The 14,837-nt window shown below is 61.8% G+C and carries 13 protein-coding genes; 9 read left to right on the top strand and 4 right to left on the bottom strand.

Annotation, left to right across the window (positions count from 1 at the left end):
* The first annotated feature begins 19 nt into the window (after positions 1 to 19).
* From H043_RS0103195 to H043_RS0103160, 8 genes are all read left to right on the top strand, one after another.
* Complete coding sequence (locus H043_RS0103195) at positions 20 to 1,954, top strand: putative nucleotidyltransferase substrate binding domain-containing protein (RefSeq protein WP_305809463.1); 1,935 nt, start codon at positions 20 to 22, stop codon at positions 1,952 to 1,954.
* Positions 1,951 to 2,658, top strand: coding sequence for a PolC-type DNA polymerase III (locus tag H043_RS0103190; RefSeq protein ID WP_027610679.1), 708 nt, complete (start codon positions 1,951 to 1,953; stop codon positions 2,656 to 2,658). The genes H043_RS0103195 and H043_RS0103190 overlap by 4 nt, the downstream gene beginning before the upstream one ends.
* 207 nt (positions 2,659 to 2,865) lie before the next feature.
* On the top strand, positions 2,866 to 3,384 hold the full coding sequence (locus H043_RS0103185) for an RNA polymerase sigma factor (RefSeq protein WP_027610678.1): 519 nt from the start codon (positions 2,866 to 2,868) through the stop codon (positions 3,382 to 3,384).
* Positions 3,381 to 4,352 (top strand): FecR domain-containing protein, encoded by a 972-nt coding sequence (locus H043_RS0103180; RefSeq protein ID WP_027610677.1) that lies wholly within the window; start codon positions 3,381 to 3,383, stop codon positions 4,350 to 4,352. Before H043_RS0103185 ends, H043_RS0103180 begins: the two co-directional genes overlap by 4 nt.
* Positions 4,353 to 4,586: 234 nt before the next feature.
* The gene (locus tag H043_RS0103175) at positions 4,587 to 7,025 is read left to right on the top strand and encodes a TonB-dependent siderophore receptor (protein WP_027610676.1); all 2,439 of its coding nucleotides are present in this window, start codon (positions 4,587 to 4,589) and stop codon (positions 7,023 to 7,025) included.
* A 74-nt stretch (positions 7,026 to 7,099) separates the two neighbouring features.
* A complete protein-coding gene (locus tag H043_RS0103170) occupies positions 7,100 to 8,224 on the top strand; it encodes a PepSY domain-containing protein (protein WP_049827803.1) in 1,125 nt (374 codons plus the stop codon).
* Positions 8,221 to 8,400, top strand: a complete 180-nt coding sequence (locus H043_RS0103165; protein WP_027610674.1) for a hypothetical protein — start codon at positions 8,221 to 8,223, stop codon at positions 8,398 to 8,400. Before H043_RS0103170 ends, H043_RS0103165 begins: the two co-directional genes overlap by 4 nt.
* A 193-nt stretch (positions 8,401 to 8,593) precedes the next feature.
* Entirely contained in the window at positions 8,594 to 9,223 is a 630-nt protein-coding gene (locus tag H043_RS0103160) for a glutathione S-transferase (protein WP_027610673.1), read from the top strand.
* A 172-nt stretch (positions 9,224 to 9,395) separates the two neighbouring features.
* Here the strand turns inward: H043_RS0103160 and creD are convergent, their stop codons facing one another.
* From creD to H043_RS0103135, 4 genes are all read right to left on the bottom strand, one after another.
* On the bottom strand, positions 9,396 to 10,766 hold the full coding sequence (creD, locus tag H043_RS0103150; RefSeq protein ID WP_027610672.1) for a cell envelope integrity protein CreD: 1,371 nt from the start codon (positions 10,764 to 10,766) through the stop codon (positions 9,396 to 9,398).
* A gap of 202 nt (positions 10,767 to 10,968) precedes the next feature.
* Positions 10,969 to 12,387 carry a two-component system sensor histidine kinase CreC gene (gene creC / locus H043_RS0103145; RefSeq protein WP_027610671.1) on the bottom strand — a complete coding sequence of 473 codons (1,419 nt, stop codon included), beginning with the start codon at positions 12,385 to 12,387 and terminating at the stop codon, positions 10,969 to 10,971.
* Positions 12,387 to 13,067, bottom strand: coding sequence for a two-component system response regulator CreB (creB, locus tag H043_RS0103140; RefSeq protein WP_027610670.1), 681 nt, complete (start codon positions 13,065 to 13,067; stop codon positions 12,387 to 12,389). Before creB ends, creC begins: the two co-directional genes overlap by 1 nt.
* A gap of 68 nt (positions 13,068 to 13,135) precedes the next feature.
* Positions 13,136 to 13,639, bottom strand: a complete 504-nt coding sequence (locus tag H043_RS0103135; RefSeq protein WP_007962587.1) for an ATP-dependent zinc protease — start codon at positions 13,637 to 13,639, stop codon at positions 13,136 to 13,138.
* Positions 13,640 to 13,949: 310 nt separating this feature from the next.
* On the opposite strand from H043_RS0103135, the gene H043_RS0103130 reads away from it, so the two are divergent.
* Positions 13,950 to 14,837 (top strand): acyltransferase, encoded by an 888-nt coding sequence (locus H043_RS0103130; RefSeq protein ID WP_027610669.1) that lies wholly within the window; start codon positions 13,950 to 13,952, stop codon positions 14,835 to 14,837.

Here is a 14,837-nt window from a genome sequence, read left to right as displayed (position 1 = left end):
AAAGACTGCGGTAATGGTTATGAGTAAAGCGGACGCCTTCACCCAGGCAGGGAAAACCGCGGTGTTGCAGAACATTCAGGGCACTCTGCAATTCCTCCAGCGCTTCCCGCCCTTCAATCAGATGGAACACGCCCACCTGGCTTTTCTGGTGGAACAATGTCAGCTGCGCTTCTATGGCCAGGGCGAAAGCATCATCAAGCCCGCCGACGGGCCGGTCGAATATTTCTACATCGTCAAACAGGGCCGAGTGGTCGGCGAACGCCAGCACATCACCCGGCCCGGCACCGAAACCACCTTCGAGATCACCACCGGCGAATGCTTCCCGCTGGCCGCGCTGATTGGCGAACGGGCGACCCGCACCGAACATCTGGCCAGCGAAGACACCTTCTGCCTGCAGCTGAACAAACCGGCGTTCATCAAACTGTTCGCCCTGTCCAACAGCTTCCGCGATTTCGCTTTGCGCGGGGTCAGCAGCCTGCTCGATCAGGTCAACCAGCAAGTCCAGCAGAAAGCCGTGGAAACCCTCGGCACCCAGTATTCGCTGAACACCCGCCTCGGCGAATTGGCGATGCGCCATCCGGTGACTTGCAGCCCCGACACGCCGTTGCGCGAAGCGGTGAAGCTGATGCACGAGCAACAGGTCGGCAGCATCGTCGCGGTGGATGAGCACAAGGCGCCGCTGGGGATTTTCACCCTGCGTGACCTGCGCGAAGTGGTCGCCAATGGCAGCGGTGATTTCAGCGAAACCATCGAGCGGCACATGACCTGTTCGCCGTTCTTTCTGTCGCCCGATCACAGCGCTTTCGACGCGGCGATTGCCATGACCGAACGGCACATCGCCCACGTTTGTCTGGTCAAGGATCAGCGTCTGTGTGGCGTGGTCTCCGAGCGTGATCTGTTCTCGCTGCAACGGGTCGACCTGGTGCATCTGGCCCGGACCATCCGCAGTGCCCAGCGCCTCGAACAAATGGTGAGCCTGCGCGGCGAGATCGGCCAACTGGTCGAACGCATGCTTGCCCACGGTGCGTCTTCGACGCAGATCACCCACATCATCACCCTGCTCAACGACCACACCGTGTGCCGGGTGATCGAGCTGACCCTCGCCGAAAAAGGCGACCCCGGCGTACCGTTCAGCTGGCTGTGTTTCGGCAGCGAGGGCCGGCGCGAACAGACGCTGCACACCGATCAGGACAACGGCATTCTGTTCGAAGCGCGGGACGCGGCGCATGCGGCGGAGATTCGCGGCAAGCTGCTGCCGATCGCCCAGCAGATCAACCAGAGCCTGGCGCAGTGCGGCTTCAGCCTGTGCAAGGGCAACATCATGGCCGGCAACCCTGAGCTGTGCCTATCCAGAGCAGAATGGGCGCGGCGCTTTGCAGCATTTATCCGCGAGGCGACGCCGGAGAACCTGCTCGGTTCGAGTATCTATTTCGACCTGCGGGTGGTCTGGGGCGACGAAAAAGGCTGCGCGCAACTACGCCGAGGGATTCTCGATCAGGTCGGCGACAACCGTTTGTTCCAGCGTATGCTGGCCGAGAACGCGCTGCGCAATCGTCCGCCCGTGGGGCGTTTCCGCGAATTTGTGCTGGCACGCAAGAACGGCGAGAAAGCCACCCTTGATCTCAAAGTCCAGGGCCTGACGCCCTTCGTCGACGGCGCACGCCTGTTGGCGCTGGCGCATGGCATCGAAACCAACAACACTCTGGAGCGCTTGCGTCAGCTGGTCGAAAAAGAAGTCATCGAACGGCTCGATGGCGCGGCATATGAAGAGGCCTACCACTTCATCCAGCAGACGCGCATGCAGCAGCACCAGATCCAGACCCGTGAGAATCTGCCTTGGTCGAACCGGGTCGATCCCGACAGCCTCAATCATCTGGATCGGCGCATTCTGCGTGAATCCCTGCGCCAGGCCCAGCGTCTGCAAAGCAGCCTGGCTCTGCGGTATCAGCTGTGAGCCTGTTCTCGTGGCTGCGGCCGGCCAGCCCTTTGCTGTCGGCAGACCTGCAACAACGTCTGGCACAACTGCCAACCATCGGCGAACTGAAAGAATGCAGCCTGCGCGAACAGCGCTGGGTGGTGCTCGATCTGGAAACCACCGGGCTGAACCTGAACAAGGATCGCGTGCTGTCGATCGGCGCGGTGGTGATCGAAGACGGCGCAATCGACTTCAGTCAGCAGTTCGAGCGCACCCTGCAATGTCGGGAGCTGAAGCTCAGCCCCAGCGTGTTGATTCATGGCCTGGGGCCGAATGCGATTGCCGCCGGCAGCGACCCGGCCGAGGCGTTGCTGGAGTTCATGGAGTTCATCGGCGACAGCCCGGTGCTGGCGTTTCATGCGCCCTTCGATCAACACATGCTCGGACGCGCATTGAAGGAACACCTGGGTTACAGGCTGCAGAATGTGTTTCTGGATGTCGCGCACATGGCGCCATTGTTGTGCCCACAGGCGAACATTCGCGAGGCCGGCCTGGATGAATGGATCGACTGGTTCAAGCTTGAGGTGTTCGAGCGGCACAACGCGAGTGCCGATGCGCTGGCCACGGCGGAACTGGCGTTGATCCTGTTCAGCCGGGCGCGGCAGCAGCAGATTCATAGTCCGTTGAACCTGCAACAGCGCTTGAGTCAGTGGAAACGCCGTCAGCAGGCGCCTTCCTTCTAGATCTTCGGTGCCGGTACTGGCCTCTTCGCGAGCAAGCCCGCTCCCACACTGGCATGCATTCCCCCTGTGGGAGCGGGCTTGCTCGCGAAGAACGATGATCCGGTCTTACTGATACCACCCGACCAGTGGCCAATTGCTAACCATTCCCACCTCTGCGAGAATCGCGAACAATTCTCGTTGGTTAACACTTCCCAATCGGTGCGTCTGGTGTCGTCAGTCCCAAGCCCTCACAGTGAACTCGTCGGTGCGTTGTATCGCGACCATCGCGGTTGGCTGCTGAGCTGGTTGCGGCGCAACGTGGCGTGCCCGCAGCGGGCCGAAGACCTGAGCCAGGACACCTTCGTACGGCTGCTCGGTCGCGATGAATTGCTGACGCCGCGCGAACCGCGGGCGTTTCTGGTGGCGATCGCCAAGGGCCTGCTGTTCGACTACTTCCGCCGCGCCGCGCTGGAACAGGCATACCTCACTGAATTGATGCTGATCCCCGAAGGCGAACAACCTTCGGTGGAAGAACAGCAACTGATCCTCGAAGACCTCAAGGCCATCGACCGCCTGCTCGGCAAACTGTCGACCAAGGCCAGCGCCGCTTTCCTGTATAACCGCCTCGACGGCCTCGGCCACGCCGAAATCGCCGAGAAGCTTGGCGTCTCGGTGCCGCGTGTGCGGCAGTACCTCGCGCAAGGCATTCGCCAGTGCTACATCGCCCTGTACGGTGAGCCGACATGAACCCGGCCAGTTCCAAACCGGTCTCGGCTCAGGTGCTGGACGCGGCGATTGCCTGGCAGTTGTCGCTGGATTCCGGCAGTCCGCTGGAGCGCGAAGAGTTCGCCAAGTGGCACGCGGCCCATGAAGAACACGCCCGCGCCTGGCGCCAGCTGGGCATGCTCGATCAGCGCTTCAGCGTCGCCAACGGCCCGGCCCGCGCGGCCTTGCTGCAATCGCGCGAAGGCATTCGACGCCGTGTGCGCAAGCTCGGCAGCGGATTGGCCAGCGTGGTGGCGCTCGTCGGTCTGGCGTTGTTTGCCGGTGATCGCTACTTGCCGCTGGATTACTGGCTCGCCGATCAACGCACCGCCACCGGCGAGCAGCGTACGGTGCGCCTGGCCGATGGCACCGTGCTCAACCTCAACACCCACAGCGCGGTGGATGTGCGTTTCGATGCCAGGCAGCGGCTGATCGTGTTGCAGGCAGGCGAGATCATGGTCGAGACCGGCCATGGCGATGCGCGGCCGTTCATTGTCGAAACCCGCGAAGGCAGCATGCGCGCGTTGGGCACGCGGTTTCTGGTCAAGCGTGAAGACCAAGGCACACGCTTGAGCGTGTTGCAGTCGGCGGTGGCGGCGCATCCGCAAAGTCATCCTGAAGAGCAGATCCTGCGCGAAGGCCAGCAAGTGCTGATCCGCAATGACGGCCTCGACACGGTCGCCGCGCTCACGCCCGGCGCCGATGCCTGGACCCGCGGCATGCTGGTGGTGGACAACGCGCGACTGGAAGACCTGGTGCATGAACTGGGTCGTTATCGCCGAGGGCATCTGGGCGTCGCGCCGGAAGTCGCTGACCTGCGCATCACCGGCAGTTTCCCGCTGCACGACACCGACAAGGCCTTGAGTGCGCTGCTGCCGACCCTGCCGGTGCAGATCGAGCGGCATACACCGTATTGGGTCACGGTGGCGAAGGCTGATACCAAGCCTTAAAAAATTCGTTGTCAGGGAAATAGCTATCGCGAGCAGGCTCACTCCTACAGTAGGAATGCGTTCCCCCTGTAGGAGTGAGCCTGCTCGCGATAGGGCCATCCGCCACACTCGAAAATCCCGAAGCGGCCGCCCCCTTCCAAGTTAATCGAAATTATTTTCATCCAGCCCTATCACTTTTCAATTCTCGTCCGGCACTCAGGCAATTGAGAAATATTTCCATTCAGGAGCCTTCGCATGTCCCGTTCGCTAGACACCTTGTTGCGCCCCAGTCTGTTGGCCATCGCCATTGCCCTCAGCGCGCCGCTGCTCAGCAGCCCGTTGCTCGCTGCTGAACAGGCCTCCAGCGTGCGTGCCTACAACCTGCCAGCGGCGCCGCTGTCGACCACGCTGAACCAGATCGCCAGCCAGGGCGGCCTCGCGTTGTCGCTGAATCCGTCGCTGGCCGCCGGCAAGACCTCTGCGCCGGTCAGCGGTCAGTACGACGCCGCCGGTGCTCTGCGCGCGGCGCTGCAAGGCACCGGTCTGCAACTGGAACAAAGCAGTACCGGCACCTACACCCTGGTTGCCGTGCCGGAAGGGACATTGGCGCTGCCGGAAACCGCAGTGATCGGCGTGGAAAATCTGGAAACCGCCTGGGGCCCGGTCGAAGGCTACACCGCCACCCGCACCGCCGCCGGCACCAAGACCGACACCGCGCTGGTCGAAGCACCGCGCTCGATCTCCGTCGCCACGCGTCAGCAAATGGACGATCGCAGCGTGCACAGTCTCGATGACGCCGTGCGCTATATGCCGGGCATCACCGCCAGCAGCTACGGCAGCGACACCCGTATCGACTGGCTGCGGGTGCGCGGTTTCGAGCCGACTCAGTTCCTCGACGGCCTGCCGCTGCCCAAGGGCGTATACGCCAACCCAAAGCCTGAAACCTGGAACCTCGACCGCCTCGCGCTGCTGCGCGGCCCGGCCTCTTCCGTCTACGGCCAGACCCCGCCGGGCGGCCTGCTGGACATGGTCAGCCGGCGCCCGAGCGCGGAAGCCAGCAGCGAAATCCAGTTGCAGTACGGCAGCGACAACCATCGTCAGATCAACTTCGCCAGCACCGGCAAGATCGACGACGCCGGGCAGTTTCTCTACGGCATCAGCGGTGTAGTGCGCGACAGCGACACGCAGATCGATCACATCGAGAACAAGCGCTACAACATCGCGCCGAGCCTGACCTGGAACATCGATGACGACACCAAATTCACCCTGCTGACCCAATTCACCCGCGACGATACCGGTGTCACCAGCCAGTTCTACCCGATTCAGGGCACCAAGATCGACATGCCGTTCGGCAAGATTTCCCATCACAAGAACCTCGGTGATCCGGACTACGACTTCTACGACCGCACCTACTACGCGCTCGGTTATGCCTTCGAGCATCGCCTCAACGACGTCTGGCAGTTCAAGCAGAACCTGCGCTACACCAAGTCGGATCTGTCGTTCCAGACCGTGACCGTCAACAGTTACAACCCATCGTTCGCCGGCTTCACCGTGGATGCTCAGGGCAATGTCGGTCGCGGCACCACCAACGTTGATGAAGACATCAGCCAGTTCGCCGTGGACAACAACTTCCAGGCCGACTTCGCCACTGGCGACATCCGCCATACGCTGTTGCTCGGTCTGGATCACCAGCGCAGCAACACCAACTACACGTCGATCTTCGGCACCGCGCCGGACATTAACGTCAACAACCCGATCTACGGTCAGCCGATCACCCGTCCAGCACGTTCTTCGGCGTTCTATGACTATGACCAGAAGACCTACCAGACCGGCCTGTACGTGCAGGACCAGATGGCCCTCGACCAGTGGCGCCTGACCCTCGGCGGGCGTGAAGACTGGGTGCACACCGGCACGCAGTTCATCAACAAGGGCGACGCCACCAACACCCAGCGCGACAAGGCGTTCAGCGGCAACGCGGCGCTCAGCTACGTGTTCGACTCGGGCTTCGTGCCGTACCTGTCGTACGCCGAATCCTTCCAGCCAACCAGCGGCGCCGATGCCACCTCCACCGGTTCGCTCAAGCCGACCGAAGGCAAGCAATGGGAACTGGGCATCAAGTACCAGCCGCCGGGCAGCAAGACTCTGCTGAGCGCTGCGGTGTATGACCTGACTCAGAAGAACGTCGCGGTCAACAGCATCGTCAACAACGTGACCATCACCAGCCAGACCGGTGAGGTGAAAGTCAAAGGCCTGGAGCTGGAAGCGGTTTCGGACGTCACCGATAACCTGAAAGTCATCGCCGCCTACACCCTGGCCAAATCCGAAGTGCAGAAAGGCGTGGACAAGGGCAATCGCCTGCAACTGATGCCCAACCAGCAAGCTTCGCTGTGGACCGACTACACCTGGCACAGCGGCGTACTCGACGGTTTCGGCATCGGCGGTGGCGTGCGTTACACCGGCAACACTTACGGCGACAAGGCCAACACCTGGCTGGGCAAGGCGGACGCCTACACCGTGTTCGACGCCTCGGTGCATTACGACCTCGGTCGCCTGGACAACAGCCTCAAAGGTGCGTCGCTGGCAATTAACGCCACCAACCTGTTCGACAAGGACTACATCTCCACCTGCGACGGCTACTACTGCTACTACGGTGACCAGCGCAGCGTCATCGCCAGCGCCACTTACAAGTGGTAAGCGCGTGAGCTGAACCAGGTTCTGTCACCAGGCCGTCCCCCGTGGACGGCTTCGGTGTTTTTGAAGGTCATGAAATGAAAAGTAAAACAATTCGCCGCTGGTCGTTCATCCACACCTGGACCAGCCTGATCTGCACCGTGTTTCTGCTGCTGTTGGCATTGACCGGTCTGCCGCTGATCTTTCATCACGAAATCGAGCACCTGCTCGGCGATGCCCCGCAAGTGCGCGAGATGCCGGTCGACACGCCGCGCCTGAACCTGGCGCAACTGGTCGAGGCCGCAGAAAAACATCGCCCAGGTGAAGTGGTGCAGTACTTCGGTTTCGAAGACGACGAACCGAACGCCGTGCTGACGATCATGGCGAAAACCGCCGGCACCGAACCGAACTCGTCGCACACCTTCATGCTCGATGCGCGCACCGGTGAAGCGTTGGAAACCCCGTCGGCCAATGGCGGGCTGATGCTGTTCATCTTGCGCCTGCACGTCGACATGTTTGCCGGGCTGCCGGGCAAGTTGCTGCTGGCGTTCATGGGTCTGCTGTTCGTGGTCGCGATCATCTCGGGTACGGTGCTCTACCTGCCGTTCATGCGCCGCTTGCAGTTCGGCACCGTGCGTCAGGACAAGTCCACCCGCCTGCGCTGGCTCGACCTGCACAACCTGATCGGCGTCGTCACCCTGACCTGGGCGCTGGTGGTCGGTGTCACCGGCGTGATCAGCGCCTGCGCCGATCTGCTCATTGCCGCGTGGCGCAATGACACGCTGACCGCCATGGTCGCGCCCTATCGCGATGTCCCGCCGCTGACCCGCCTGGCCCCGGCCACCCGCCTGCTCGACATCGCCCGCGACGTGGCGCCGGGGATGAACCCGGACTTCATCGCCTTCCCCGGCACGCGGTTTTCCAGTGAGCATCACTACGCAGTGTTCATGAAGGGCGGCACGCATCTGACCTCGCACCTGCTGACGCCGGTGCTGATCGACGCCAGTACCCTGCAGGTCACCGCTGTGGCCGAGCGCCCGTGGTACATGGACGCCATGGGCATGTCCCAGCCGCTGCACTTCGGCGACTACGGCGGCATGCCGATGAAGATCCTCTGGGCAACCCTCGACGTGCTGACCATCATCGTCCTCGGCAGCGGCGTGTATCTGTGGGTGGTGCGGCGTAAAGCGGCAAAACCGTTGCCGCTGGAGGCTGCTGCATGAAGCCGCGTCAGAGCAATTTCTGGAAGGTCTTCAGCACGCCGCTGGTCATCGCGCTGCTGAGTGCGGCGGGGTTGTTTTCGGCGTTGTTGGGCGATGGAATCTGGGATGCGTTGAGCTGGGTCGGGCTGGGTGTTCCGGCATTTCTGGCGATCAAGGGGTTGCTGCGACGCGGGTGATTTCCGTGTCGCCTGACAAGGCCTCTTCGCGAGCAAGCCCGCTCCCACAGGGGATTTGTGAACGAAACAGATCCAGTGTGGGAGCGGGCTTGCTCGCGAAGGCGGCCTGATGAACACCAGCAAATTCCTCGCCAGCCGCTCTGTATCTGACTAGGCTAATCTCCTGCTCTTCGATGACCACCGAGGTTTGCCAATGTCCGCCCCCAGCATGACCCTGTTTCACAACACGCTCTCCCCGTTCGTGCGCAAAGTGATGGTGCTGTTGCACGAGACCGGCCAGCAGGATCGCGTCGCCCTGCAAGACTGCGTCCTCACTCCGGTCAGCCCGGACACCGCGCTCAATGCCGACAACCCGCTGGGCAAGATCCCGGCGCTGCGTCTGGCGGACGGTAGCGTGATCCATGACAGCCGCGTGATCCTCGAATACCTCGACCAGCAACACGTCGGCAATCCGCTGATCCCCCGCGAAGGAACGGCCCGTTGGCGGCGTCTGACCCTGGCCTCGCTGGCCGACGGGATCATGGACGCCTCGGTGATGGTGCGTTACGAACTGGTGTTGCGTGCCCCGGAAAAGCACTGGGACGAGTGGCTCGACGCCCAGCGCGAGAAGATCCGGCGCGCCCTGGCCTATCTGGAAAGTGACGCCATGGCCGAGCTGACCAGCCACTTCGACGTGGCCGCCATCAGCGTGGCATGCGCACTGGGTTACATCGATCTGCGTCATCCGGATCTGGACTGGCGCAGCGCCAATCCGCAACTGGCCAACTGGTATTTCGACGTGAGCCAGCGACCGTCCATGGTCGCCACCCTGCCCAAGCCTTAAGGCTGCGGCGCCTGATCCGGCCCCTTCGCGAGCAAGCCCGCTCCCACATTGGAATGCGTACTCCTGTGGGAGCGAGCCTGCTCGCGAATGCACCAGCTCGGTCCCACTGGCAGAAACCCGACAATCCGCGTCACCAACTCTTCCTTCCAGCGCTGATCCTCACGCAGCCCGCTCATTGCATCGCCCCCACATCAAAATCCAGCGGCTTGGCCGGTTTCTGCCCGATCCCGTACCAGTCGAGTTTGCGCGTCAGCACCATGAACACCCCGAGCAGGCCGAACAACAGCAGCGAACCCATCAGCAACGCGTAATCCTCGGCGCTCAGCAGGCCATACAGCAGGCCATACAACGCCGCCAATCCCGCGGAGAAACTCAGACCGTGACGCACGCTGTGCAGCACGTGACAAACATAAAACCCGATCAACAGCACGCAGCCACTGGCCGACAGCAGATACGCCAGGGCAAAGCCGATGTGCTCCGACAACGACAACAGCAACAGGTAGAAGAACGCCAGCGCCACCCCGACCAACGCGTATTGCACCGGGTGCACCGCCAGACTCTTGAGCACCTCGAACAGGAAGAAACCGGCGAACGTCAGGACGATGAACAACAGCGCATATTTGATCACCCGATCACTCTTCAGGTACTGATCCACCGGATCGATGAAGCTCACTCCAAAGCTGCGCCCGTTGAACGCCTCGCAGTCATTGCCCATCACGCAACGGCTCATGGCTTCTTGCAGGTTGGTGGAGAAAAACGTGGTCTGCCAATCGGCGCTGAAACCCTGGTCGCTGATCTCGCGTTTGCCCGGCAGGAAGTTGCCGACAAAACTGGGGTGCGGCCAGTTGGCGGCAAGGCTGACGTGACTGCTTTTGCCCACCGGCAACACCTGCAGCGAACCGGTGCCTTGCAGGCGCAGGTCGAAACCGAAAGTCAGTTCCGTGGCGTTGCGGGTATCCAGCGCCGGCAACGTCACCCGGACGCCTTCGCCGAGCCAGCCGACTTGGGTACCTGGTACGAAGTCCAGGCGCTGGCCGTCGAGTTCCAGTTTCAGGGCGTTTTCAATACCGCGAATGTCACTGATGCCCACCGCCAGAAACGGCGCTTCGAACTGGTAATCGGCAAAGTCTTCCTTGATCCCCAACTGCGCCGGCAACGAGAAATGCCCATTGATGCGATTGTCGGCATGGAACAGTCGCGCTTCGTAGATACCGCGATTGCGCAGCTCGGTCTGCACCTGACCGTCGAGCTCGAAGCGCTCCGGCAAAAAATACAGACGACCGCGCTCTTCGCCGAGTTCCTCATAGCGCTGGCTGGTTTTCTCGTTGGTCTTCCAGGTGCGCACCACCTTGCGGTACGGCACCACCATCACTGGCCCGCTCAGTTGCTGGCTGTAGCTGGAGCTGCGAGCGATGTCTTCAAGCACACCATCGCGCAATTGCTGACGGTCATCGATGATGCCGTCAATCATCAGCAGCGGGATCAGCAACAGCAAGATCAGCAGGGCAATAGCCCCGAGCTTTATGGTCAGATTCTTGTTCATGGGACTCTCCCTGTTTGGATGGGCAGAGTCTGCTGTTGATGTATGAGGGGAATGTGGGGGGAATATGGAGATTGTGTGGAGACTGCACCGGCCCCTTCGCGAGCAAGCCCGCTCCCACAGTTGATCTTTGGTGTGACAGAGACCTGTGTTTCAACACCCCCCCTGTGGGAGCGGGCTTGCTCGCGAAGGCAGCGACTCGGTTTCAGGACAAGCGCAATGTCACTTCCACACCGCTCTCGACGTTGCGGATATGCATCGACCCACCATGCAACTTCACCACTTCCTCAACAAAGTTCAGCCCCAGTCCAGTGCTCTTGCGCCCACTGTCCGGGCGCGGCAGCGAGTAAAACCGTTCACTCAAGCGCGGCAGAGCGTACTCGGGAATCGCCGTCGCTTCGTTGAACAAGCGCAACTCGACCTGCTCCCCCACGCGCTCGGCACTGAAGCGCAGCAGCCCGGCGACCGGGGTGAAATCCAGCGCATTCTCCAGCAGATTGCCCAACGCCTGACGCAACAGAAACGGCTCGCCGATCAGCAGCAGATCTGGCGCAATCGTCTGCTCGACCTTGAGCCGCCGGCCTTCGATGCGCGCTGCCTGCGCCCGCAGCAAATCATCAACCAATGCCGCCAGAGGTACCGCCACGCGCTCGTCCAGTCCCTGACGCTGCTCGACTTGCGCCAGATTCAACAGCCGCTCGATCAACTGCTGCATCCGTGCGCTTTCGCTGTCGATGTTGCCGACAAAGCGCAGGCGCTGAATCGCTGGCATCTCATCCTGCAGCAATTCCGCAGCACCGCGAATCGCCGCCAGCGGACTCTTCAATTCATGGGTCAGGGTGTGCACGTAGCGTTCGACGTAAGCCTTGCCTTCGAGCTGGGTGCGCATCTGCTCCACCGCTGTGGCCAGTTGCTTCAGTTCGCCGCCACGGTAATGCGGTACTTCCACTCGCCGGCCTTCGCTCACCGCCTGCGCATACCCGGTCAAACGGTGCAGCGCGCGGCTCAGCCACCACGACAGCAAAGCGCCGAACAGCAGACCGAGGCCGATCAGCCCGGCACCGTAAAACAGCAAGCGCCGCTCGGTACGATCAACATAAGGCTGCAATGAGCTGTTGGGTTTGGCCACGGTAACCACGCCGATGATCCGGCCGTTGTCGCGGATCGGCGCACCGACGTGCATCACCGAGGAGTTCGCATCATTCGGATCGCTGCGGCTCGAACGAGCGCCGTACTCACCACGCAAAGTCAGGTACACGTCGTTCCAGCGCGAGTAATCCTGACCGACCGCCACGCCGCTGGAATCCAGCACCACGATGCCTTTGGCGTCGGTGACGTAGATGCGGTGGTTGACCTGGTTTTTCGGCAAACCCCAAATCGTCGCCTGTGGTTGGCGCTCGCCGTAGGCCCGCAACAATTCGGGCCAGCGGTTCTCGCTGAGCGTGCCGGCCTTGAAATCATCACGGAGAATTTCCGCCATCAGGTTGGCGGTGTCGACCAGGGTTTCTTCGGTGGACTGGCGCACGCCCGGGCGGATTTCTTCCATCACCGTGTTGAGCACGAAGTAACCGGTCAGGCCGATAAACAGCACATACACCAGAAAAATCCGCAGCCCCAACGACATCAGCTGTGCCCCGGGCTGTAGCTGTAACCGAGGCCGCGGTGGGTCTGGATCGGCTCGGCATCGGCCCGCACCAGGCGCAATTTGGCGCGCACGCTTTTGATGTGGCTGTCGATGCTGCGCTCGTAGCCGGCGTCCGCCGCCACGCCCAGCGCATCGAGCAATTGCTCGCGGCTGAACACCCGCTGCGGTTGTTCGAGCAGGCATTGCAACAGACGAAACTCATGACGGGTCAGGCTCAACGGCTGTCCCCGATAGACGATCTGCACACGCTCGGCATCGATGCGAAACAGCGTCGAGGACGCTTCAACCGCAGGACGCGGCGCCATGCGCTTGAGAATCGCCCGTACCCGTGCGGCGACTTCCCGTGGGCTGAACGGCTTGACCACGTAATCGTCGGCGCCGATCTCCAGCCCCACCACCCGATCGATCTCGGCGTCCCGGGCACTGAGAAACAGCACCGGCACTTCACTGAAGCGCCGCAGCTGTTTGCAGGTTTCGAAACCGCTGATGTCCGGCAGGCCGATATCGAGAATGATCAAGTCAGCCGGGGTCTGCCGTTGAAACTCCAGCGCCGCCGCGCCGAGGCTCAGCCACGTGGTCGCGAACCCCTCGCCCTGCAGGGCAAAAATCAGCGTGTCGGCAATCGCCGCTTCGTCTTCGACAATCAGGATATGAGGCATGGCGTCCGAGCCCATGGGTTAAGTGCGCGAACGGTGCCCCAAGCCTGACGTTACGTCAATGAGACCACTTAGCAGTCCGGCTTGTCGGCGGTGAAACGCCGCGCCGGATTCACTGCCGCGCCGAACTCGCGCAGGGCCTTGGCACCGATCAGCAGCGGGTAGTTGAAGTTGCTGCGGTCGGTCAGGTTGACCTCAACGGTGCGCTTGACGTTGCCCAGGCACAGTTCCAGATCGACCACCGGGCGCTTGGCGACTTCAGTGCTGTCACCCTCGTCCTCTTCATCCGAGCGGCTCTTGATCTTGCTGATCCGCGCGACCTTGTGTTCGTAGACCTTGTTGCTGGCATCCTTGGTGCCGAGGCGGAAACGCACCCAGTTCTCGCCGTCGCGGGTGAAAGTCTCGATGTCCTTGGCCGACAGCGAGGCGGTCAGCGCGCCGGTGTCCATCTTGGCCTTGAGCACCTCACCACCGATTTCCGGCAGCGCGATGTATTCGTAACGCCCGTACAGGGTCGGCTCGGCGGCCATGACCGGCAGGGCGACGAGGGCAAACAGTGCAAGGAGGGATTTCACGTAGAGGGCTTCCTTGGAAAATGAGGGCGTCAGACGCGAGATTTTAGACAGCGGACGGGCAATTGGTTCGCCTCAAGTCAGCCTTCGCGAGCAGGCTCGCTCCCACAGGGGATCCGGGATCTGTTGGAGATGGCATGCACACTGAAGATCCACTGTGGGAGCGGGCTTGCTCGCGAAGAGGCCAGCCCTGCCAACACGGTAATCAGCTCCAGCATAGCCAGCCAAAAGTGAAACATTCGTCACCATCGATTTGGCCTGTCACCCGAAGCCACTTATCATGGCGCGCCCATCCGCCTTCATAGAGTTGCTTATGCGCCGCCTGCTCACCGGCTGTTTCGTCACCCTGCTGCTGTTGCTCAACACCCTGATCCTGATCGGGCCGTTGCTGGTCTTTGCCCTGCTCAAGCTGATCGCGCCCGGGCGCTGGCGCGATTACGCCTCGTGGGCGGTGATGTGGATTGCCGAGACCTGGGCCGAGATCGACAAACTGATCTTTCGCCTGTGCATTCCCACCCAATGGGACATCCGCGGCGGCGCAGACCTGCGCGGTGACACTTCGTATCTGGTCATCAGCAACCATCAGTCGTGGGTCGACATTCCGGCGCTGATCCAGACTCTCAACCGGCGCACGCCGTTCTTCAAGTTCTTCCTCAAGAAAGAGCTGATCTGGGTACCGTTTCTGGGGCTGGCGTGGTGGGCGCTGGATTACCCGTTCATGAAGCGCTACAGCAAGGCGTTCCTGGCCAAACATCCGGAGTTGGCGGGCAAGGATCTGGAAATCACCAAACAGGCCTGCGAGCTGTTCAAACGCCAGCCGGTGACGGTGGTGAATTATCTGGAAGGCACCCGCTACACCGCGGCGAAAAGTGCGCAGCAGCAGTCACCGTTCAGACACCTGCTCAAACCCAAGGCCGGTGGCGTGGCGTTTGTGCTGGCGGCGATGGGGGAGCAGCTGGATGCATTGCTCGACGTGACCGTGGTTTATCCACAGGAGAACATTCCGGGGTTCTGGGATCTGATCAGCGGCAGCGTGCCGCGGGTGATCGTCGACATCCAGACCCGCGAACTCGACCCGGCGTTGTCGCAGGGCGATTACGAGAACGATCCGGCGTTTCGCGAGAAGGTCCAGAACTGGGTCAACCAGCTCTGGACCGAGAAGGATCAGCGCATCAGCGAACTGCGCGGCGAGCGCGGCTGA

The sequence above is a fragment of the Pseudomonas sp. URIL14HWK12:I6 genome (genome assembly GCF_000514195.1).
Classification (GTDB): Bacteria; Pseudomonadota; Gammaproteobacteria; order Pseudomonadales; family Pseudomonadaceae; genus Aquipseudomonas; species Aquipseudomonas putida_A.
This window is presented reverse-complemented; position numbering and strand designations above follow the sequence as displayed.